Source organism: Mycoplasma sp. 394 (genome assembly GCF_054353895.1).
Genome location: NZ_JBTHHL010000003.1, coordinates 32,482 through 55,640 on the forward strand (window position 1 = coordinate 32,482; position 23,159 = coordinate 55,640).

A 23,159-nucleotide genomic window follows, 5' to 3' on the forward strand; every position below is an offset into this window, starting at 1 on the left:
TACATACAAAAGACATCAAATGTTACACACAAATAAATACCATATTCATTTTGTGCATGGTTGATATTTAATGAATAAGAAAATAAATAAGTTAGTGATACTTCATATTATTTTGTTTTTATTTACATTTTTACTTCACTCAGGAGCAATCATTGCAACTTTTATGTTAGTTCCTTATTTGCAAGAAGATTTCATAAATTTATTTTACTCACTTATTCCACCAGCACTTTTAATAACTATTGCATCTGTTTCAATTTTTTATATTATATTCATTAGAAATATGTATATATCTATAAAATCAAAGTCATATTTCAATACAATAATAAAATCAACAAAGATAACTTATGACAATATGTTAAATGATGAATTTAAAAATAATGGATTATTACCCCTTAATTACATTGTTATATATGATATTATAGCAATGTGAAATATAATTAATATTAAAAAGCTTAAAAAGATTTTTAAAGAAGATACATATTACATTCTAGCTTTTTATATTTATAATATGGATAAATCAGAAAAAAGTGAGTACATAGATAACTATCAAGGGTTTTTCTATAACTATGTAAATTATTTTAATAAGGATGATGTCTAATGTTTGTATGAGCAATTATTAATATTTTTCTTGCTTTAGCTACCATCTATATTTCATTATATTCTTATTTTGTTCTTAGATTCTTTACTATAAACTTTAAATTTTTAATCAAGAAAACTAATATTTTAATAAAGATAAAGCAAACAAAAACACATTACACATTCAAATATGGTGCATTAGCTTTTTTGAAATGACAAAGAATCACACATCTTTTCTTTGTTTTTTTAAGTTTTTTCTTAATTATTTTGATTACTATAAATGCGCTTCTTGTAATTAAATTTAACAGTAGTAAGCTATCAGTAAGTGCAGAAGCACTTTTATATATTAATATAACCTATATACCTCACTTTTTACTTTGTTTTATTTGTAGCATTCTATTTATTAAACTTAGAATCAATCGCACAAATATTATTTATAAACTTATTGATAAATTTGAATTCACCTTTGATGATTATTTTCTTCCTAAAAAAACACCAAAGTTAAACAAAAGAAACGAAACTTTTTTTGATTTTTATCATTTAAAAGGTAGAATGGTTGTTTTAAACATATATCCATTAAGAATATTTATAAAATCAAAATTAGATATTATAAATATTCATTATTTTATGATTTGAGGCTATCACTTTGATGAAATTAATAAAGGAAACTATATTTGAGAAGGGTTATATGCACAATTTTGAAATTATAAGAAGGTTTCTATATTTGACAACAACAATTCATTAAAAAACTTTTAAATATATACATAGATTGATAGGTTGTCTTAAATATTTTCATAAAATTTATATAAGGAGTTAAAATGAAGAAAATATTATTAAATTTAGGTGATCCGTTTGCAAGTTTAAGCAGTATTACAAATATGCCAGTATACGAATATAAAATAAATCATAATCATGAAAATATGAATCAATCAAATACAGGAATTAATACATTTATTGATTATGAATATTTAATGAAAACAATTGATGAAAAGTTGTTTACAAACAAATTAAATGGTGACAATTTCTTTCGTTTCTTAAATTCTGAAAAAAAGAACAAAAGTTTAAAAAATTTAATTTCTTTTCAAGATTTTAAGAAAATGTTTGACTATTATATTGTAAATCTGAAAAAGAGTGGAAAAATTGCTCCATACCAAGAAAAAGAAATCATAGATTATAATATTCATCAAATATATTCAAAATTTATAGATGAATTCGAAATTTCTGTTAATTCTGTTGTTAATGATATTACAAAGAAAATAAAAAAAGTTAAAGTAAAATCTAACATAAAAAGAGTTCTAATAAATAATGATTTGAGATATACTATAAATATAGACCAAAATGAAGTTAATTCAAAAAAACTAAACATTAAATTTCATGAATTAGAAGCCGAAGCAGAAAATATTAAGGAAGTTTATTCTATAATAGAAAATAACATTAATTCAATACAATCTAAAATAAAAAATGCAACAATAGCATCAATAGCAACGACAGCTGCTTCTGTGTTATCATCAGTATTATCTTTTTTCTTTCCGTTTATTTTTGCTTTTGTTAGTGTAGGCACTTCTGTGGTATCGCTAGGAATAACATTTTATATAGACTCACTTAAAAATCAAAAAGAAGCTTTATTATCAAAAAAAGAATTTATAAATAAATTGCTTAACATAAAATCTAACACAACCTCACTTGATGACTGATACACAGCTTTTAATTATATATGGGGCGTAACTAACGGTATAACTGGTAATGTATTTAGAATTGCAATGAATTATAAAAAAATTAAAATCTGTTGGTAGTTTTGCATCAAAACTTGTTAAAGCAATACCATCCATTACTTTTACAGGAATTGATCTTGCTTCATTAGGTGTTAGTATAGATGAATTAAACAAACTTAATAAAGAAACAGAAGAAATTCTAAAGTTTTTGTTAAATCTTACAAGTAAATTAAATGAAATCGACAAATACTTAGATGATATTAGAAAAATTGAATGAGTTGTAATGAAAGAAACTGTTCAAACAGATTCTTATGAAAATGGTGGAACAGGGGGTAGAAATCTATTATTTAAGAATTTAAAAACAGGTGAATTTAAAACTATTGATCAGATGCTTAGTGTTTCAGAATGACAACTGTATGAATGAGGACTTCAAAAAGTATATAATCCTGCTAAAAACATATGGTATATAAGAAAATTACCAAATAAGACTAAACTAGATAATCTAGGATAAATATGTGATTTTTAGCAATTTTACTTATTTCTGTTTTTATGTATTTCCTTATAAATCCAATTATTTTTTCTGTTGTATATTACTTTAGATTAAATATTTTTTATTATATTTTAATAGATACATATAAAAGAGACATTGAATCCAATAAAAATTATCATATTCACTTTATAAACGGGTGAAATATTATAAAAATTCAAACAAAGCAATACAACTTTATTTCTTTTATTATATTATTTGTAATAATATTCTTATTCATATCTGAAATTTCTTTTTTATTATCAATGAATTATATGACTTTTTTATCAGGTTATGATAATCAAATAGTTTATTATATTCTTCCTGCTGTTATAATGAGTCTTATAGCATATACACCATATTTTCTAACTGTATATAAACATATTAAATTTTCATTGAAAGCAATAAAACATTTTGATTCAAAATTGAAGAATATAACAATAAACTATGAAAAATGGTTACCAATTGAGTTTAAAAACAACGGATTATTACCGATAAATTATATGCATATTTATTCTTTTTTGATGATATATAACAAAATAGATATTAAAAAAATAAGAAAAGTTTTTAAGGAAAATACATATTATATTCTTGCTTTCTTTATCTACAATATGCATCTGTCAAAACAAACAGAACATCAAAGTTATTATATAGGTATGTATTATAACTATATTAATTATTTCAATAAATAAGGTATAAAATATGATTTTTGTATTTTTTGCAATTAACTCTGTTGTAGATATACTGTTAGTAATTTTTAATATTTATATTATTTTTTATTTTATCTTTTTAAAAAGATTATCTACTTTTTCAATTTATAAGATGCATAAATTAATTAAAATTAATCAAACCATAACTAATGTCATCTTTAAAAAAGGTGCTAATTCTTTTATTAAGTTAATGAAAAAGTTTTATTTTATTTTATTGTTGAATATAATCTTTTGTCTACTTGCTATTATTTTAAATTTTATTTTTTATAATATTATTTATGATAAAAACAGAATAATTTCTAATGCAGTTAATTTTATAGAAAATTATTCAAATTATAAATTCTCTATTAATTATCTTACATATGCTTACATTCCAGGGGCAGTTGATATTATAATTCCTTTATTATTACTTATTTTTTACACTTTATTATTTAAAAAACAAACAAACCAAATAAAAAATTTGATAAATAGCTTTACTTTTTCCTATTGTAATTATTTTATACCAAAGCCTTTTTTTGAGAATTTAATACAAGTAAAGAAATTTTATTTCGATTATCATAGTATAAATAAAAAAGTTAATTTAGATATACATAATCATAAAGAACAAATACATAATGAAAAAGAAAGATTATATATTTTTTATTTTATCATCTGAGGATATCATTTTGATCAAATAAATAAAGGAAATATGATTTATGATGACTTATATTCTAATTTCATAACAACCTATCAAAAGGTATTTAATGAAGATATAATTTACCAAACATCAGAAAATAAAAATTTAGCAATTTAATTATTTATTTGCTAAATTTTTATTTTTGTGCTAGAATATTATTATGATTAAAGAGGAAATAAACAAAGGTCATGAGTTAATTCTAAAGTACACTGTGCTTTTATATATTGAATCAGGCGAGGCAGTAAGTAGTGCAAAACTTATTAAAAGATTTAATGAAATAACTTTTTCACCTGCTAAAATTCGGTATTTAATGAATGATTTAGAAAACAAGGAATTTTTGATAAAACCGCATTTATCTAGTGGTCGCATCCCAACATCAAAAGGACTGAGCTATTATGCAAACTTTTTATCAGAAACATATGAAGAAAAGTTGTTAAGAAAACTTGAAAAGATTTTAGACAAAAAAAGAAATGAAATAGACACAACTATTGAGCAAGCAGCAAAAATTATTTCAGAAATTACTAATTTAACATTAGTTACAACTGATTTATCACAAAAGCATCTGCTCAAAAGCATCGAAATGGTTCCATTAGATCAACATCGAGCCACGATTGTAATGGTAATTTCAAATGGAGAAGTTTTTTCAAAAATAATTACTTTTGATAAAGATGTAAGCATTAATGACTTACGAATTGCGATAAAGATATTTAAAGATCGCCTTATTGATATCCCATTAGATAAGTTAGCAGACCATGTTTTATCACTTGCTGAACCGCTTGCATCACAAATTAAGAATTATCAAAAGGTAATCGATTCATTTATTACTCAGGTTTTTACAGAAAAAATTAATCACATTACTCAAAATAAAGTTTTTGGTAAATCGAATATTATCTTAAGAGATGATATAAATAGAGAGACATTAAATAAGATGTTAGAATTAATCGAAAACTATTCTGTTTGAGATCGCATTGAAGAAAGTGTTGAAAATGATCAAAAACTTAAAATATCAATTAACGATGAACGAACATATATGTCTAAGCGAATCGAAAACAATAGCAATGTCACTGAGGTTTCAGTAATTGGTGCTCAAGCATCTGATTACGATGCAATGCGAACAGCATTAAATGTTTTAGAAATTTTACTAAAGAAAAGAGGTTAATATGTTTAATAAAAAATATAAACATGGAGATAAAATAACAGGTGATTTTCGTCTTTATTTAGATGGTCACCATCAAAAAGAATATGATAAAAATACTACAATTACCTTAGGAAATAATGAATATTTACCAGATTTAGATAAATATATCATTGGTCGTAAATATAAGAAAGTTTTAGAGGTTGAATTTACTTATTCTAAAAAGTTCGATGATCCAAAATTTGCCGGAAAAACAGTTAGGTTAGTAATATCACATGTAAATTCAAACCATATTGTTTCAGATGATAGCATAGTTGAAGAAGGTGGGGTCAAAGAAGAACTTGCAAAACTAAGAGCAGAAGTTTTCCTTTTAAGACAACAAATTGCTCAAAAAGATTTAGATATACTTAAATTACAAACAGAGTTTAAAGAAAAAGCATCGCAGTTATCAAAAAAGGCAGATCAGATGTTACAACAAGAAATTCAAAACCAAAAGCAAAAACTTGAAAACGAACGAAATGATATTAAAAATTATGCTTTGCAATCTTTCTTTGAAGATTTTGTTATTCCATATAACAACCTTGTAATGGCAGTTAACTTTGGAAGTAATTCAACATCTGAGGAAACTCGTAATTACACAATTGGATTTAATATTGTTTTAAAACAATTTGAAGATGTTTTTTCAAGTAATGGTGTTGAAATAATTAATCCACAACTTGAAACTGAATTTGATCCAAGTTCACAAGCAGTAGTTGATTTTATCGACTCCGATATTGATAATATAGTAAAAAAAGTTACAGCATATGGTTTAAAATTAAACTCGCGTTTAATTAAACCTGCATCAGTTATACTGACAAAAAAAATTAGCAATTAAATTCTTTGTTTGCTAAATTATGTTATAATTAATCTATATAACAAACAAAAACAAAAAAACTATTAAGGAGAAAATCATGGCAAAAGAAATTATTTTAGGAATAGATTTAGGAACTACAAATTCAGTAGTTACAATTATGGATGGAAAAAAATCAGTAGTTTTAGAAAACCCTAACGGTAAAAGAACTACTCCATCTGTAGTATCGTTTAAAAACGGAGAGCAAATTGTAGGGGATAATGCTAAACGTCAAGTTGAAACTAACCCAAATACAGTTATCTCTATTAAAAGACTTATGGGAACTGATAAAACAGTTCATGTAAATGGAAGAGACTATAAACCAGAAGAAATTTCAGCAATGATTCTTTCATATATGAAAGAATATGCTGAAGCAAAATTAGGAACAAAAGTTAAAAAAGCAGTTATTACTGTTCCTGCATACTTTGACAATGCACAACGTGAAGCAACTAAAATTGCTGGTAAAATAGCAGGATTAGATGTATTAAGAATTATTAATGAACCTACAGCGGCTGCATTAGCATTCGGTCTTGATAAAGATCATAAAGGAATGAAAGTATTAGTATATGATCTTGGTGGAGGAACATTTGATGTTTCAGTTCTCGAAGTAGAAGATGGAACATTTGATGTATTATCTACCTCAGGTGATAACCACCTAGGTGGAGATGATTGAGATCATGAAATTGTAAACTGATTAACTAAGAAAATTAAAGATGTTTATAAATTTGAAGTTGGAACTGATAAAACTCGTTTAAATCGTCTTAAGGAAGCTGCTGAAAAAGCAAAAATTGATCTTTCTGAGCAAGGACAAGTTACTATTGCAATTCCTTTCTTTGGAATGACAGAAAATGGACCTGTTAATGTTGAATTAAACCTAAAGCGTAGCGAATTCGAAGAAATGACATCACATTTATTAGATCGCACTAGAAAACCAATTGAAGATGCTTTAAAAGAAGCTGGAATTACTGCTAAGGATTTGCATGAAGTATTATTAGTTGGTGGATCAACTCGTATGCCTGCAGTGCAAGATATGGTAAAACGTACCTTAAATAAAGAACCTAACCGTTCAATTAACCCTGATGAAGTCGTTTCAATTGGTGCCGCTATTCAAGGGGCTGTATTGGCAGGTGATATTGATGATATCTTATTATTAGATGTTACACCATTAACCTTAGGAATTGAAACTATGGGAGGTATTGCAACTCCATTAATCAACAGAAATACCACAATTCCTGTAACTAAATCACAAGTATTCTCAACAGCAGCTGATAATCAAACCGAAGTAACAATCCGTGTTGTGCAAGGTGAAAGACAAATGGCATCAGATAATAAGACTTTAGGTCAATTCAATCTTGGTGGAATCGAACCTGCACCTCGTGGAGTACCACAAATTGAAGTAAGTTTTACAATTGATGTTAATGGTATTACAACTGTTACAGCTAAAGATTTAAAAACAAATAAAGATGCAAAAATTACAATCACAAATTCAACAAAACTTTCTGAAGAAGAAATTCAAAGAATGGTTAAAGAAGCAGAAGCAAACAAAGAAGCAGATGCAAAGCGCAAAGAAGAAGTTGAAACCATTGTTCGTGCTGAATCATTAATCGACCAAATTAAAAAGGCAACTGCCGAACAAGGTGATAAAATGGATGAAAAAGCAAAAGCAGAGAGTGAAAAACTTATTAACGAATTACAAGAATTAATTGATAAAAAAGATATTCCTGCATTAAAAACAAAATTAGAATCAGTAGAAAATGTAATGCGTGATTTTGCAAACTATGCAGCACAACAAAATGCTACAAAATCTGAAACAAAAAATTCCGACGAAGACACAGCAACAGTTGTAGAAGACTAAAAATAACCCTATTATGGGTTATTTTTTTTACTTTTAAGTCTAGATAATAGGCTTAAAAGTAATTTTATATTACTATATAGTAATTTTTATATAGAAAAACAAATTTTATAATATAATATAACTTATGTAGAAAGGTAAGTATGAGTAAAATTACCAATTATAATGGTTTTGAACATTCTTTTAATGAGCAAAAAGCTTATGAATATATAGATGTTCTAAAAACTTTTTTAAATGATATGTTACAAAAAGCAAATGCAAAAGGATTTGTTGTCGGAATTAGCGGAGGAATTGACTCATCGTTAACATATGCTTTAGCGAAATCTGTAACAGATAATACGATTGGGGTTGTAATACCGGTGCAATCAATGCTACAAGCCGATTTAGCAGATATACAAGCACTTGAACAAAGGTTTAACACAAAGTTTAAAACTATTAAATTAGGTGCTGCATTTAAGGCAATAAGCAAGGAATTAAACCTAGCAAACCCTCTTTCAATCGCTAATATTAAGCCACGTTTAAGAATGACAACTTTATATGCAATAGCACAAGAAAATAATTATTTAGTTTTAGGAACTGATAATGCTGATGAAGTATATATAGGTTACTTTACTAAATACGGTGATGGTGGAGCAGATTTATTACCTATTTGTCAACTAACAAAGGGTGAAGTTGCTTATCTAGCTCAACTTTTAGGTGTACCGGATAGTATTATAAATAAAAAGCCATCAGCTGGTTTATGAGATGGACAAACAGATGAAGGTGAACTCGGTTTTTCATATCGTCAATTAGATTTTTATATAAATCACCTTGATAAACCACAAATTATTAAACAACACTTAACAAAAGATATAATCAATAAAATAGAATATAGACATAAAAATACAGAACATAAAAGACAACCTGTTTTTAAACCAAAACCAGTAGAATAGGAGACATTATGGCAGGACATTCACACTCAGCTAATATTGCACACCGTAAGGGTGCCCAAGATGCAGCAAGAGGAAAAATTTTTCAAAAACTTTCAAAAGAAATTTTTGTTGCTGCTCAATTAGGACCAGATCCAGATAAAAATCCTACTTTAAAACTTGCTATTTCAAAAGCAAAAGCAAAAAATATGCCAAAAGACAATATCGAAAGAGCAATCGCTAAGGCAGCAGGGAACAAAGATGGTTCATCATATACAGAATTAATTTTTAATGCTACTATTAGTGGTGGTGCTACCTTTATTGTTGTAACTTTATCTGATAATATAAATCGTGTTAAATCGAATATCCAAGCATATTTTAATAAGCAAAATGCAACCTTAGGAAAAACCGGACAGATACCTTTTTCATTTGATAAAAAAGGTATTATCGAATTTAGCAAACAAAATATTTCAGAAGATGATTTAATGCTTATCGCATTAGAAAATGGTGCAGATGATGTACAAAGTAATAATGAAACATTTGTCATCTTAGCACAACCTGAAAACTTTAGTGAGCTTAAATCTGCACTTGAAACAGAGTTTAAAATCGATAACTTTATCCAATGTGAAGTTACATATATTCCAAATATGTATGTAAATTATGATGCAGAAAAACAAGCAAAATTATTGGATTTTGTTGAAAAATTAAAAGATGACGATGATGTACAAGATGTATTTCATAATGTAGAAATTAACTAATGCAGTGATTAAATAATCTTTATTTAGGTATTAACGACAGGATAAATAACCCTTATTTATCGAAATTTTTATTAAGTTTAATCTTTTTAATTGTTCTTTTAATGGTTCCTATTATCTTATCATTTGTGCTACCTATATTTAAAAAACAAATTCAAAAAACTAAAGTATACTTATATGCTTTTTCAACTGGTTTTTTTATAATACTTGCTTCCTTTGGTTTCTTACGTGAATCATTAGAAGTTGCTTCGCATCATTCTGAAATATTTGGCGAAGGTACATCAGTATATTATTTATCTAATATTGGTATGGTAGGTGGAGGAATTTTAGTCGGATTAACATTTGCTTTTGTTTTAAAATTTGTTATTTCTTCAAAATTAAACAAACAACTGATGAAGTCAAAAAAACTTAGTGTTTTTGTCCACGAACATAAACATAGCAACAGCGAACATGACCACACCCACAGTCATGAAGAATTTTTAAGCAACCGAGAAGATAAGTTACAACTTGTAGAAAATACTCTACTAGCAAAAACTGAAGGAAAGTTAAAACTTATCGCTCTGCTATTATTACTTACACATCGCATCCCGGAAGGATTATTAATTGGTTATAACCTTTCACAAGTAGCAGCCGATGCATCAAAAGCAAGCGATATTACTGTAGCATACTTTATTTCCTTAATCTTACATCTTATACCCGAAGAAACCATCTTCTACCTTAGATTACGGGATGCAGGATTTTCCCCTTGAAAAGCATTATTTACATCGTTTGCTGGGTTAGGTTTATTTTTACCCTTTATCCTAATTGGTATTTATGGTGGTGATTTTGTAAGTGATCCTCTTAAAAGTCTAATTTATTCAGGTATAGGTGGTATCTTTATTTTTACATCATTAGTTGAATTCTTCCCTGAATTCTATCATGAAATATTTAATAAGAAAAAATGATTTATTACTTTATTAATGTTATTTTTAGGAGTTGTTTTTTCAGTTATTATTCTTTCAATCCATTCACATGGTCATTAAAAATACGGAAATTTTCCGTTTTTTTTAATTACTATAAATATTTTTTATCAAATATCCCAATATATGGTAAGTTTCTGAGTTTTTCTTTATAATCCAAACCAAAACCAACCAAGAATTCATCCGGAACTTTTATTGCTGAAAAATCTGCTTGCAAATCATTCTTTCGATGAAACGGTTTATCTAACAAAGTTAAAATTCTTAGTGATTTTGGTTTACGTGATAATAAAAGGTTTTGAATTTTTTCTAATGTAATTCCACTGTCAATGATATCTTCAACAATTAAAACATCTTTATCAAAAATATCTTCTGCTAAGTCCATAATTATTTTTACACTACCTTTGGATTGGCTGCCACCTGCATAACTGCTTGCTGTAATAAAATCAAGCGAATGATCAACTTCAACATCTTTAATCAATTGTGCTAAAAACGGTATAGAACCTTTTAGTAGACCTACAATAACTAAGTTATTGCTTGCTTGGTAAGTTTGATTAATTCAATCTGCACACTTTTTAATTTCTGCTTCCAAAAATTCTTGTGTGTATAATATTTCTTTAATGTGTGGGTGTTTGTTCATTTGTTCTCCTTGTGTTATATTAAAAAAGCCGTAGCAAAATACGGCTTAATTCTATAAATGTTCTACATTTATAATTTTTACAGAATATTTATTTGGAGCTTCAATTTCAATAATATCTCCTGGTTTTCTACCAATCATAGCAACTGCTAAAGGACTTGACATTGATACCTTATTTTCAAACGGATTGGTATCGTGTGATCCAGTAATAGTAACTGACTTTTCTACTTTCTTTTCCAGCACTAAAAACGTTACCAACGAGTTTATTCCAACGGTGGTATCAGATTTATCATGTTTTGATTCGATAATTTGTGCATTATCAAGAATATTCTCAAGTTCGCTTATACGTCCTTCGACAATTCCCTGACGTTCCCTTGCTGCATCGTATTCGGCATTTTCAGATAAGTCACCTTGAGCACGTGCTTCTTTAAGGGCTTCCTGCACCGCCTTACGTTCAATGTTGACTAAATTTTCATATTCAGTTTTATACTCATCATATTTTTCTTGTGAAAGGTAAATAATGTTTTTATTGTCCATTTGATACTCCTAAATTATCTGTTATTATATCGCTTTTTACAATAAACAAGAATCGATTTGTAATATATGATACTTCATGCTTAATATTTTTATTTTTAAGTTTTTTATCTAACTCTAAAATTTCTGAATTTTTATATTTCTTTAGGTTTATAGCAAGCATACCTTTTGCATTAAGATTTGGATAATAATTTTCATACAAAGTATTAAGGTTCTTATCGCTGTTAAAAACTGCTACAAAATCAATATTTTCATTATTATAAGGTAATACTGGTTGCATAAATTGATCCGGAAGTTTTCTACGAACTTCATTATATTTTATAAAATCAAATTCATCTAAGTCGTAATAACCTGCTAATTTGACTTTTTCAACCAAGCAAGCAAAAGGGAATAAATCATTTTTCGATATTACTAACAATGAAGTATATTTATTTATATAAAATGTATTAATTAACCCTTCGATATCTAAATCATCTGCTTTAGATTTAAATTCATCTTTGAGAATATACGGTAGCGTACCTATATCATTCCGTAAGGTTTGTATCTGAATTTGTGTTTGTTTTTGTGATTTTTGTACATATTTTTTTCTAATATATCTTGCATAAATTTGTAATCCGATATATATACCGATACCAACCACAAAAACTACAACAGCAGATACTCATAAGCCAGTTATTGTTGCTTGTGATAATTCCATTTAATTTCCTTTCTATGCTTATAATAATCTAAATACTCTTGCAAAATTAAAACTGCTGCTATTTTATCTTTATATAATTTTCTTTTTGCTCTTGTATATCCTGCTGAAATTAAAGTTTCATGAGCTTTTTTAGTTGTGTATTGCTCGTTTACAAATAAATAAGGAATATTAAAATTTTCATCTAATAATTTTGCAAATTGTTCTACCATTAAGGTTCTTTCGCTTTTTTGGCCACTTATTTTAAGTGGGTAACCTAAAATCAAGCCATCAATTTGGTATTGATTTATATACATTTTTATTTTATTTATAACTGCTTGAAAATCATTTTCATCCATTTCAAAATTTTCTAAACCAATTGCTATAATTTCATTTTCATCAGTTATTGCAAAACCACAGGATTTTGTTCCTAAATCTAAACTGAGTTTTCTCATTTAATACTATATAGCAGTTGCAAAATGTTTTTGTTATCAGAAATTTTTCCCATAGCTAAGATGTTGTTTCCACCACCTCTACCATTTAATAGCTGCATAAGTTGCTGTGCAATAAGGTTTGAATTATATTTTTTTGATGCAACAACTAACATTGGATCTATATCAGGAGAAGTTAAAACAACTAAAGCATCTGGATATTTTTCTCGCAATGTTGAGGCAACTATTTTTATTTGTGATTTATCAACTGATGTATTCAAATAAACTTTATGATTGTTAATTTCAACAAACTCCACTGCATCATAGTCAAAAACAAATGATTCAGTCTGTTTTTTACTTTCTTTTATATAATCATTGCGAACTTGCTGTATCTGATTATTTAAATATTCAATTGCTTGTTGCAAATTATTTGGTATCTCAATATCTTTTTTATAATTTGGATTGATTTTTTCAACTTTTTCAATACTTTTATTTAATTCTATAATTAACATATCTTTTTGTTCATTTAAATATTCATTTACTGTTTCAAATGATGAAATAGCGCGAATCCGGTATACACCAGCCGCTTTCTTTTCAACATTAGTAATTTTAAAATCTTCTAAATTAGCAGTATGTGATAAGTGAGTTCCACCACATAAATCGGCTGTAATACCTTCAAATTTTACTATACGGACTGCTTTAGGGTCCATATATTCAGCTTCTTCTAAAGTCATTATTGCACCGATTTCTTTGGCTTGTTCAGTTGACATTATTAAATAATCACGTTTTGCATCTTGTTTAATATATAAATGAATTAAGTCTTCGATTTCTTTAATTTGAGCTTCTGTAGGTTTTTTATCTGCTGGTAAATCAAATGTTAAGCGCTCTTCATTGTTATCGCTACCAAGTTGTTTAATTTGTGGTCCTAAAACTTTTCTTAGAGCACAAAATAACAAGTGAGTTCCGGAGTGGTTTCTCTCTAAACCACGACGAATTTTTTCATCAACATAGCATTCTATTTCATCGAAACGATTAATTTTACCTTCAACCTTATGAATATGGTTTCCGAACTTATCTTTAAAGACATCTATGATAATTATTTTATTATCATTTTGCAGCATATATCCTCGATCGTGTTTTTGCCCACCACCTGTAGCATAAAATGGAGTTTGCTTTAAAATAACATAACTTATTTTATCAGATGTATCAATTTCTTTTTCTGTATCTAGCAGATGTAAAATAGTGGTTTTAGATTTTGTATCAGTATATCCTATAAATTCATCTTCTTTATTTTTAATTAAGGTTAATGAGTTAATAACTTTATCCATTCCTGAAAGTTTTTTACCACGGCTTATTTGACTATGTTTTTCTTTTGCTTGATGATACGAATCCATTTCAATACTTATTCCATCTTGTGCAAGTATTTCAGTTGTTAATTCGATTGGAAATCCATATGTTTCAAATAATTTAAATGCTATTTCACCTGAAAAAATTTTTTGATTTGGCTTTATCTCAGATTTTAATAATAATCTTCCGTTCTCGACTGTTTTTAAGAAATTCTCTTCTTCTTCATAGATAATTTGTGCTACTTTTTTGGCATCATATTCATATGGTAAAGTGCTTTTTATAACATCAACTAATTTATATAAAAAAGGTTTATAAATACCTAATTGCATTGCTATATATGCGCTACGACGCACTAAACGACGTAAAATATAACCACGACCTACATTTGATATCTTAGCACCATCGGCAACAGCATTAACAACTGCACGCATATGATCAGCAATTATTTTAAAATAACTATTTATTTTATTTTGCTCAGGTTCTTTGGTAAAATAGTTATTTATATTATATCTAAAACTAGTATATTTTTCTATTTCATAAATTATTGGTAAAAACAAGTCAGTATCATAGTTTGTAGGGGCATCTTGTAAAATTGAAACAATTCTTTCAAAACCTGCACCTGTATCAATATTTTTTTGCTTAAGTTCTATATAGTTTCCTTCACCATCTGAATTATAAGTAGAAAACACAATATTTCATATTTCAATGTAGCGGTCATTTTCAATATCTTGTTTTAAAAGTTCGATGCCACGACTATCGTATTTTTGTCCACGATCATAAAATATTTCAGTATTAGGTCCACAAGGTCCAGATCCTACTTCTCAGAAATTTGTATCTTTTGTCCCTGCTATCAAGTGTTTTTCCGAAATTCCATGACTTAATCACAGATTCTTGGTTTCTAAATCTTCATAATAATATGTAAAATATAACTTTTCTTTTGGTAGTTTTAAATCATTTAATAAAAACTCTATCGCAAATTCAATAGCTTCTTTTTTAAAATAATCCCCTATCGAAAAATTTCCAAGCATTTCAAAAAAAGTATGGTGTCGAGCTGTTACCCCGACATTTTCTATGTCATTAGTTCGAATCGATTTTTGTGAGTTAGTTAAACGTCGAGATTGTGGAATTTTTTTTCCTGAAAAATAATCTTTTAAGGTTGCTACACCCGAATTAATTCAAAGTAATGATGGATCATTTTGTGGAATCAAACTTTTTGATTCAACAATATAGTGATTTTTAGATGCAAAAAAATCTAACCATCTTTGTCTTATTTCTTTTGATTTCATTATGCTCCTTATAAATAATCTAACCTTTTATCTTTATAAAATATTTCATCAATTGTTGCTCCACCAATGCACTTGTCTCCATCATAAATTACAACATATTGCCCCGGAGTAACTGCAGAAGATGTTTGAGAATAAGATACTTTTATATGTGTATCACTTAATATTTCAAGTTTTATTGGTATATCTTCTTGACGATATCGAAATTTAGCAGTCAAATTATTTTTATCAAACTCTGTATGATTAAAGGTGTAGTTCGAAGCAATCAAAGCATCCGAAAGCAGTCACTGCATTTGAGTGCTTGGTGCTACATAAATAATGTTTTTTGTTACATCTCTTCCGCAAACATAATAAGGTTGCTCCATCCCACCTAAATTAAGTCCTTTGCGTTGTCCGATTGTATAATAAAAACTTCCTATATGTCTTCCTATTATTTTATTAGTTGTAATATCAACAATATCCCCATCAGCAGCAGGAATATAATTTTGTAAAAACTCACCAAAATTACGTTCACCGATAAAACATATTCCTGTTGAATCTTTTTTATCTGCAGTTGCTAAATCAAGTTTATGAGCAAGCTCACGAATCTGTGATTTGGTTAGTTCTGCAAGTGGCATTATAACATTGGTAAGTTGCTCGCTGGTTAATTGTGCTAAAAAATATGTTTGATCTTTATTGGTATCTTTTGCACGATATAAATGCCCGTTTTCAACCTTTGCATAATGTCCCATTGCAATATAATCTGCTTTCAGTTCATTAAAAGCATATTTGGCAAACTTGTCAAATTTAATATATTTATTACATAAAATATCAGGATTCGGTGTACGCCCTTTTTGATATTCTGATATAAAGTTTTCAAAAACATTTTGTCAATACTCTTGCACAAAATCAACTCTATATAGTGGTATTTGTAATTTTAATGCAACTTTTTGAGCATCTAAATAATCTTTTTCTTGTGGACAAATATCACTATTCACATCTTTGTTTCCTAGATAATCGTTATTTACTACACTATCTCAATTGCGCATAAATAAACCTACCACTTCATAACCTTGTTGTTTTAATAAATATGCACAAACTGACGAATCAACACCACCACTCATTCCTAAAACAACTCTTGCCATAAACTCCTTTCATCAAATTATAAAACATTTATAAATATGTAAAAATACTAGACAATTTAACCTAGTATGCTAATATGCTTTAGCGAAAATTACATAGCGATTGGTGATATTATTACAATCTTCAAAAATGCAGTGATTTCTATTCCCTGGTTTTTTAAACAACTTAATCGGTATACATCTAGTGGTAGCACCTGTTTCTTGTTTAATCAGTCTTTCTGCTTCATCTAAGCAACAAAAAGGAGCATAAACAAATTTTCCTGCTTCAATTTGTTGTTTTAATTCTTGATACGAATCTACATAAACCACATTTTCTTTCAATCGTTTTAATGCAGTTTGATATAAGTTATTATGGATATCGGTTAAAGTTTGTTTTACTGTTGCTTTTATATCAGTTATTTTAACTTGAAATTTTTGCAAAGTATCACGACGAACAAAAGTTACCTCATCGTTTTCTAAATCACGTGGTCCTATTTCAATTCTTAATGGAACACCTTGGATTTCGCTATTAGATGCTTTAAATCCAGGATTTCGATCAGAATTATCTAAATTTACACGGAATTTTTTAGATAACTCATTAAATATGAATTTACCTATAACAGATACTTTTTCAGATTTTTTATTAAATAACTCCAAGATATCAACTTGAATTGGTGCAACAAATGGAGGAATAATAATTCCACGATTATCTCCATGTGTCATAATAAGGGCACCTAACAAACGAGTAGAAACACCTCAGGATGTTTGATAAACATAATCAAGTGTATTTTCTTTATTTTTGAATGTTATTTCATATGGTTTTGAAAAATTTTGTGCTAGATAATGGCTTGTTCCCGCTTGCAAAGCCTTTCCATCTTTCATCATCGCTTCTAGCGTATATGTCGAGCAAGCTCCTGCAAATTTTTCACTTGGTGTTTTCTTACCTACTATTGTAGGGATTGCAAGAAAATTTTTCAAAAATTTTGCATATGTATTTATCATTTCACGAGTAAATTTTCGGGCTTCTAAGGGATCAGAGTGGCAGGTATGTCCTTCTTGTCATAAAAACTCACGTGAACGTAAAAATGGGTTAGTGGTTTTTTCCCAACGCACAACATTAGCTCATTGATTATAAATTATTGGTAAATCATTATAGGAATTTATGCTCTTTTTGAATAAATCTGCAAATAAAACTTCAGATGTTGGACGAATAACAAGTGGTTCATCTAATTCACGATCCCCAACACATGTCACAGTTGCTAATTCAGGATTAAATCCTTCAACATGGTCCTTTTCTCTATCAAACAATGATTTAGGTATTAATAATGGTAAATAAACATTTTTAATTCCTTTAAATCTAAAAATTTTATTTAACTCTTTTTGAATAATTTCCCAAATACCATATGAATTTGGTTTGAAAATAATAGAACCTTTTGAGGGTCCGTATGCGATTAAATTCCCGTTTTTAACTACATCTGTATATCACTTAGCGAAATTTTCTTCTAATGGTGTAATTTTTTCTAATTCACGATTCATATTTTGCTATTATACCACTTTCTCTATGTTTAAATTGTGTGTTTAGTCATAAAAAAACACCCCTAAAGGTGATATGGCTGCCCCAGTTAGATTCGAACTAACGCATGTCGGAACCAAAACCCGATGCCTTACCGCTTGGCTATGGGGCAACATGGTGGGGGGAGAGGGATTCGAACCCCCGAATCGTAAGAAAGTGGGTTACAGCCACCCGCATTTGGCCGCTTTGCTATCCCCCCGAGTTGCTAAGATATTATAACAGTTAATAATTTTTTTCATAATTTATTTTCACTTTTTTATTATCAGATGTAAATTATTAACTGTAAAACCAATATTTTGATAATTTTTTAAATTTCTCATTATCAAAATATAATGTAAAACATTATTTTAGTTTTTTTATATTAAAAAGAAAAATTTAAGATAAAATTAATAAGAGCCGACATCGAGCAATATGCTTAATTGTCACAGCCTTCTTTTGAAGGTTTTTTTAAATTTAGCAAACTAAGGGGTAAAAATGTTAGAGATTCAAAATTTAAGTATGGTTTTTAGTGATAAAAAACTTTTTGAAAATGTTAATTTAAAATTTACTGAAGGAAATACATATGGGGTAATTGGAGCAAATGGTGCTGGTAAATCAACATTTTTAAAAATTATGTCAGGTGAACTAGAAGCTTCTGCAGGACAAATTATAAAAGAAAAAAATAAACGCATTTCTGTTTTATCTCAAGACCACAATGCATATAATAATTATAATGTAACCGATGTTGTAATAATGGGAAATACTGATTTATATGCAGTTTTAGAAGAAAAAAATGCCATTTATGCAAATCCCGATGCAACAATGGATGACTACACAAGAGCCGGTGAACTAGAAGATAAATATGGTGAATTAGGGGGTTGAACAGCCGAAAATGATGCACAAGAATTGTTATCAAATCTTTCAATTCCAAAAGAAAAATGACATGTACCGATGTCACAATTAACAGCTAATCAAAAAATTAAAGTGTTATTGGCAAAAGCATTGTTTGGAAATCCGGATATTTTGATAATGGATGAACCAACTAACCACCTTGATTTACGTTCGATTAAGTGATTAGAAAACTTTTTGACTGATTATCAAAATGTTGTTATCGTTGTTAGTCATGATAGTGATTTTCTTGATGCAATTTGCACTCATATTGTTGATATAGATTATAATGAAGCGAAGATTTATACAGGTAATTATTCATTTTGAAAGCAATCATCTGAATTAGCTCGTGAAATAATGAAACAAAGTAATATTAAAAAAGAAGTACAAATCGAAAAACTTAAAGAATTTATTGCTCGTTTTAGTGCAAATGCTTCAAAATCAAGACAAGCAACAAGTAGAAAAAAAGCACTGGAAAAAATTTCTTTAGATGAAATCAAACCTTCTAGTCGCAAATACCCTTATGTTCGTTGAGAAATGAATCGTGATCACGGGAAGCAAATCTTATATGTTGAAAATCTGACTTATAAAAATGAAAATGGTGATGTTTTGTTTGAAAATGTATCATTCACTTTACGTCCTGGTGAAAAAATGGTTATTGTCGGTGATGATGATATTGCTAAAACCAGACTTTTAGAATGTATTATTGGTGAAAGAAAACCATCGAGCGGAACTATAGAATGAGGTCAAACTATAACACCAAGTTATTTCCCTAACGATAACAGTAAATATTTTGATACCAACGAAACCGTTTTAGAATGAATTTCAAAATGACCTTTATTAAATAAAGAAAAAGAGAATAAAGAAAATGACGATGCTCGTATGCGTGGTTTTTTAGGGCGCATGTTATTTAGTAATGATTCAGTATTTAAAAAAGTTTCCGTTACAAGTGGTGGAGAAAAAGCACGTTTAATGTTTTCAAGAATGATGCTTTTAGAATCAAACTTTATTGTTTTAGATCAACCACTTGATCACCTCGATGCAGAAAGCATTGATTCAGTAATAGAAGGAGTTAAAAGTTATAAAGGTGGTGCAATATTCACTACATATAATCGCGCTTTTGTAAATCAATGTGCCGATGTGATTTTAGAGCTTCAATCACCAACAAAAAGTTTTTTATTCCGTGGTAGCCTTGAAGAATACGAAGAAATTATGATGGGTAATTAAAATTTATGAAGATAATAGAAAAAGTGTTAGATAACTTGAAAAACGGTGAAAATCTTTCGCAAAACGTAAATTTTGTGAAAGAATATTTACTTTCTGCAAAAGATAAAAGCAAAAATGATATCACTAAAGCATTTCGTTATGCAAACGATGATGAATGATATACAACAAAAGAAGATATTAAATTTTTTATTGATAATGCTAAAATACCCCAAAATAAGGTTATTTGATGTCCATTTGACTTACCTGATTCAAACTTTGTAACTGTATTTAAAAATAATGGCTATAAAGTTCTTTCATCACACATATATAATAGACAAGATTTTTATAAATATCAACCAGATGAAAATTGAGATATTATCATTAGCAATCCGCCATTTAGAAATAAACATAATTTATTAAAAAGACTTCTTGAATTTAACAAACCATGAGCACTGATCTTTGGAATTCAAGCATTAAATAGTGAAAAATTTTGTGATTTTTTACAAAAATTCAAGAGGGTGCAATATGTACATTTAAAACGTAGAATGTGTTTTACAAAGAATTATTTTAACTATGATCATATGAATTTGCAAAGGCCATCATTTGCAAGTATGTGAATTGCTAACGACTTATTCGATAAAGATATCCAGGTATGGAAAGGTGTAGATTACAAAAAAGATGGAAAAGAATATACATAAAAATATAATACAAATTTGTATTTCTGATAAATATTTTGATTCTTTATTTATTCAACTAAAAAATATAGATAACAAAAAAACACAAAAAGATTTAAAAAGAACCATTTTAGATGAACTTATATATAATAAATTCATTAATAATATTTCTCCAAATAATATCAACTGAATTTTTGAGAAGAAACAATATCAAGGTTTGTTTATTACGAATACCAACACACTTGTTTATTTTAGTCAAAAACTAAACAAAAAATTTAAATTAAAAAGCAGAAACGCTTTTATTAAGCAAAACTCTCTACCTATTATTAAATTATACGAAAACAATCCACAATTCAAGAATATTTACCTTTGTTTAAATCCTTTAGATTGATATTTCTTAAAGTTAAAAAATCAAAAACTTTACATTTCAAATTCTGTAATTCTCGATCTTGAACAACTAATATATATAGATTTTAAAATTAGTGATTCATTTTTAGATTTTATAGATCAGAATATAAAAAATAAAACAGAAAACTTATCTAGAAATCTCTCATTAATTCAGTCTATAAAACAGAAACAATTATCTAGTTTAAAAAATAAACTTAATAAGCCGTTAATTATTGAGTATCAAATGATAAAAAATCACATTTTTATTGATGTTTATGGTAAATTTGATGGTGTCAACAGACAAGACACATTATTGTCATGTAAAATTATTTCAAAATTATCACACCAATTTGAACAAAAAACCTTAAATCTTTGATTGCTAAATGGTGATTCTGTTTCTATGAACATAAAAAAGTATGTGACTTCATTAGGTTTTTCCTTCCAGTATAACACAACCGTAAATGAGCAAACTAACAAATATAATTACGATATAGATAAAACAAAACAATTTTTATTAAGAAATCAAAAATTCCTTAGAGCCAATATATATAAAAAATACAATAATTATATTAATATAGGTGAATGTTTTGCTTGTGATTATAATATTAATGAAAATCTTATAACAGCACATATTTATCGTCATACAGATATTCAAGCAGAGCATCAAAAAAATAATATAAGTATCGATGATGCATTTAATTTAACCACATCAGGTGATAACAGATTTCTTTTGTGTCCAAACCATGATAAAGAATATGAAAAAGGTGTTATTTTTTTCGATCCATTTAGTTTTGCTTTCAAGGTAAATAAACACTTTTTTCTAAAGCATGAAACAAAAAAAATAAATTATGTAGATTCAAAACTAATTAATAAATTTAATAATTTACCAAAAAATGCTTTATCATCTATCTTCAATACAAATTTTATAAATAACATTAACAAACATATAGCCAGATTAAAAATTATCAATGAATAGATTTTTTGTTAATTGTAAAGAAGATAATTATTTCATTTTGGATGCAGATGTTTTAAAACATCTTAGTGTGATAAGAATACAAGATAGACACTTCATCTGTGTTTATCAAGAAAAATTTTATGAGTGTGTTTTAGAACATAACAAAGCGAAAATAATAAGGGAACTAAATCTTTTTAATGAACATAAATATAAAGTTGTTTTAGCTTTATCGGTTATTAAATATGAAAGATTTGAATGAGCTTTACAAAAAGCTACTGAATTAGGTGTGGATATTATAATACCGATGCAAACAGAATTTACTAATAGGGAGTTAATTAACCATTCTAAATTTCAAAAGAGAATTCCTAGATTTAAAAGCATCATCAAAAATGCTGCAGAACAATCTTTTAGAAATAAAATTCCCGAATTATTACAGTTACAAACTTTTGACCAAGTGATTACATACCAAGTTGATAATAAAATTTTAGCGCATGAAAAGGTTGATTTTCAAATTAAAATAAACCAACCTATATCAGAAAATACTTTATTTTTTGTTGGTCCTGAAGGTGGTTTTAGTGACAAAGAAGTAACAAAAGCCATGGATAATAACATCAAAATAGTTTCACTTGGAAAAAGAATTTTAAGAGCAGAAACTGCTGCAATTTTCATGTTATCACAGCTTGAAATTGACTAATTCATATATATACAAGTCGAATTTAGCATAAAAATTTAAACTTCTTAAATTCGTGTTATATTAATTTTCTGGTATAATAAATTAGCATTTTTAAAAAATATGT

The 23,159-nt window shown here is 27.5% G+C and carries 23 protein-coding genes and 2 tRNA genes; 16 read left to right on the top strand and 9 right to left on the bottom strand.

The genetic code is table 4. From position 1 onward, the window contains the following. Window positions 1-19: 19 nt before the first annotated feature. From ACXYRQ_RS01445 to ACXYRQ_RS01500, 12 genes are all read left to right on the top strand, one after another. Window positions 20-598 carry a hypothetical protein gene (locus ACXYRQ_RS01445; RefSeq protein ID WP_458614592.1) on the top strand — a complete coding sequence of 193 codons (579 nt, stop codon included), beginning with the start codon at window positions 20-22 and terminating at the stop codon, window positions 596-598. Continuing rightward, window positions 598-1,332 (top strand): hypothetical protein, encoded by a 735-nt coding sequence (locus ACXYRQ_RS01450; RefSeq protein WP_458614593.1) that lies wholly within the window; start codon window positions 598-600, stop codon window positions 1,330-1,332. The genes ACXYRQ_RS01445 and ACXYRQ_RS01450 overlap by 1 nt, the downstream gene beginning before the upstream one ends. Window positions 1,333-1,394: 62 nt before the next feature. Next, window positions 1,395-2,369, top strand: a complete 975-nt coding sequence (locus ACXYRQ_RS01455; protein WP_458614594.1) for a hypothetical protein — start codon at window positions 1,395-1,397, stop codon at window positions 2,367-2,369. Continuing rightward, on the top strand, window positions 2,320-2,799 hold the full coding sequence (locus tag ACXYRQ_RS01460; protein ID WP_458614595.1) for a hypothetical protein: 480 nt from the start codon (window positions 2,320-2,322) through the stop codon (window positions 2,797-2,799). The genes ACXYRQ_RS01455 and ACXYRQ_RS01460 overlap by 50 nt, the downstream gene beginning before the upstream one ends. Window positions 2,800-3,089: 290 nt before the next feature. Beyond that, complete coding sequence (locus tag ACXYRQ_RS01465; RefSeq protein WP_458597571.1) at window positions 3,090-3,506, top strand: hypothetical protein; 417 nt, start codon at window positions 3,090-3,092, stop codon at window positions 3,504-3,506. A gap of 10 nt (window positions 3,507-3,516) precedes the next feature. Beyond that, entirely contained in the window at window positions 3,517-4,317 is an 801-nt protein-coding gene (locus ACXYRQ_RS01470) for a hypothetical protein (protein ID WP_458614596.1), read from the top strand. A 43-nt stretch (window positions 4,318-4,360) separates the two neighbouring features. After that, entirely contained in the window at window positions 4,361-5,359 is a 999-nt protein-coding gene (locus tag ACXYRQ_RS01475; RefSeq protein ID WP_435128989.1) for a heat-inducible transcriptional repressor HrcA, read from the top strand. Between the two features lies 1 nt (window position 5,360). Beyond that, on the top strand, window positions 5,361-6,209 hold the full coding sequence (locus ACXYRQ_RS01480; protein ID WP_458614597.1) for a nucleotide exchange factor GrpE: 849 nt from the start codon (window positions 5,361-5,363) through the stop codon (window positions 6,207-6,209). A 76-nt stretch (window positions 6,210-6,285) separates the two neighbouring features. Then, window positions 6,286-8,079 carry a molecular chaperone DnaK gene (gene dnaK / locus ACXYRQ_RS01485; RefSeq protein WP_435128983.1) on the top strand — a complete coding sequence of 598 codons (1,794 nt, stop codon included), beginning with the start codon at window positions 6,286-6,288 and terminating at the stop codon, window positions 8,077-8,079. A gap of 140 nt (window positions 8,080-8,219) precedes the next feature. After that, window positions 8,220-9,008, top strand: coding sequence for an NAD(+) synthase (gene nadE / locus ACXYRQ_RS01490; protein ID WP_435128981.1), 789 nt, complete (start codon window positions 8,220-8,222; stop codon window positions 9,006-9,008). Window positions 9,009-9,016: 8 nt separating this feature from the next. Then, a complete protein-coding gene (locus ACXYRQ_RS01495; RefSeq protein WP_458614598.1) occupies window positions 9,017-9,742 on the top strand; it encodes a YebC/PmpR family DNA-binding transcriptional regulator in 726 nt (241 codons plus the stop codon). Then, a complete protein-coding gene (locus ACXYRQ_RS01500; protein ID WP_458614599.1) occupies window positions 9,742-10,761 on the top strand; it encodes a ZIP family metal transporter in 1,020 nt (339 codons plus the stop codon). Before ACXYRQ_RS01495 ends, ACXYRQ_RS01500 begins: the two co-directional genes overlap by 1 nt. A 31-nt stretch (window positions 10,762-10,792) precedes the next feature. Here ACXYRQ_RS01500 and hpt read toward each other — a convergent pair whose 3' ends face one another. The 9 genes from hpt to ACXYRQ_RS01545 form a co-directional block, all read right to left on the bottom strand. Continuing rightward, on the bottom strand, window positions 10,793-11,335 hold the full coding sequence (hpt, locus tag ACXYRQ_RS01505; RefSeq protein ID WP_458614069.1) for a hypoxanthine phosphoribosyltransferase: 543 nt from the start codon (window positions 11,333-11,335) through the stop codon (window positions 10,793-10,795). 51 nt (window positions 11,336-11,386) lie between these two features. Next, window positions 11,387-11,869, bottom strand: a complete 483-nt coding sequence (greA, locus tag ACXYRQ_RS01510; RefSeq protein ID WP_458614068.1) for a transcription elongation factor GreA — start codon at window positions 11,867-11,869, stop codon at window positions 11,387-11,389. Further along, a complete protein-coding gene (locus tag ACXYRQ_RS01515; RefSeq protein ID WP_458614601.1) occupies window positions 11,859-12,563 on the bottom strand; it encodes a BC85_0335 family putative methyltransferase in 705 nt (234 codons plus the stop codon). Before ACXYRQ_RS01515 ends, greA begins: the two co-directional genes overlap by 11 nt. Further along, on the bottom strand, window positions 12,539-12,994 hold the full coding sequence (gene ruvX / locus ACXYRQ_RS01520) for a Holliday junction resolvase RuvX (RefSeq protein WP_458607335.1): 456 nt from the start codon (window positions 12,992-12,994) through the stop codon (window positions 12,539-12,541). The genes ACXYRQ_RS01515 and ruvX overlap by 25 nt, the downstream gene beginning before the upstream one ends. Continuing rightward, the gene (gene alaS / locus ACXYRQ_RS01525; protein ID WP_458614603.1) at window positions 12,976-15,603 is read right to left on the bottom strand and encodes an alanine--tRNA ligase; all 2,628 of its coding nucleotides are present in this window, start codon (window positions 15,601-15,603) and stop codon (window positions 12,976-12,978) included. Before alaS ends, ruvX begins: the two co-directional genes overlap by 19 nt. A gap of 8 nt (window positions 15,604-15,611) precedes the next feature. Further along, entirely contained in the window at window positions 15,612-16,724 is a 1,113-nt protein-coding gene (gene mnmA / locus ACXYRQ_RS01530; RefSeq protein ID WP_458614604.1) for a tRNA 2-thiouridine(34) synthase MnmA, read from the bottom strand. A 69-nt stretch (window positions 16,725-16,793) separates the two neighbouring features. Next, entirely contained in the window at window positions 16,794-18,236 is a 1,443-nt protein-coding gene (gene proS, locus ACXYRQ_RS01535) for a proline--tRNA ligase (protein WP_458597581.1), read from the bottom strand. 74 nt (window positions 18,237-18,310) lie between these two features. Beyond that, a tRNA-Gln gene (locus ACXYRQ_RS01540) sits at window positions 18,311-18,385 on the bottom strand. Between the two features lie 3 nt (window positions 18,386-18,388). Next, window positions 18,389-18,472: transfer RNA gene (locus ACXYRQ_RS01545), tRNA-Tyr, on the bottom strand. A 275-nt stretch (window positions 18,473-18,747) separates the two neighbouring features. Here ACXYRQ_RS01545 and ACXYRQ_RS01550 point away from each other — a divergent pair. Genes ACXYRQ_RS01550 through ACXYRQ_RS01565 form a run of 4 tightly spaced genes read left to right on the top strand, consistent with a single transcriptional unit; the run spans window position 18,748 to window position 23,056 of the window. Next, window positions 18,748-20,367, top strand: coding sequence for an ABC-F family ATP-binding cassette domain-containing protein (locus ACXYRQ_RS01550; RefSeq protein ID WP_458614606.1), 1,620 nt, complete (start codon window positions 18,748-18,750; stop codon window positions 20,365-20,367). 5 nt (window positions 20,368-20,372) lie between these two features. Beyond that, window positions 20,373-21,044: a hypothetical protein gene (locus ACXYRQ_RS01555; RefSeq protein ID WP_458614608.1), complete on the top strand. Its 672-nt coding sequence runs from the start codon at window positions 20,373-20,375 to the stop codon at window positions 21,042-21,044. Next, entirely contained in the window at window positions 21,025-22,383 is a 1,359-nt protein-coding gene (locus ACXYRQ_RS01560; RefSeq protein ID WP_458614610.1) for an HNH endonuclease family protein, read from the top strand. The genes ACXYRQ_RS01555 and ACXYRQ_RS01560 overlap by 20 nt, the downstream gene beginning before the upstream one ends. Next, on the top strand, window positions 22,376-23,056 hold the full coding sequence (locus tag ACXYRQ_RS01565) for a 16S rRNA (uracil(1498)-N(3))-methyltransferase (RefSeq protein WP_458597585.1): 681 nt from the start codon (window positions 22,376-22,378) through the stop codon (window positions 23,054-23,056). The genes ACXYRQ_RS01560 and ACXYRQ_RS01565 overlap by 8 nt, the downstream gene beginning before the upstream one ends. Window positions 23,057-23,159: the final 103 nt, after the last annotated feature.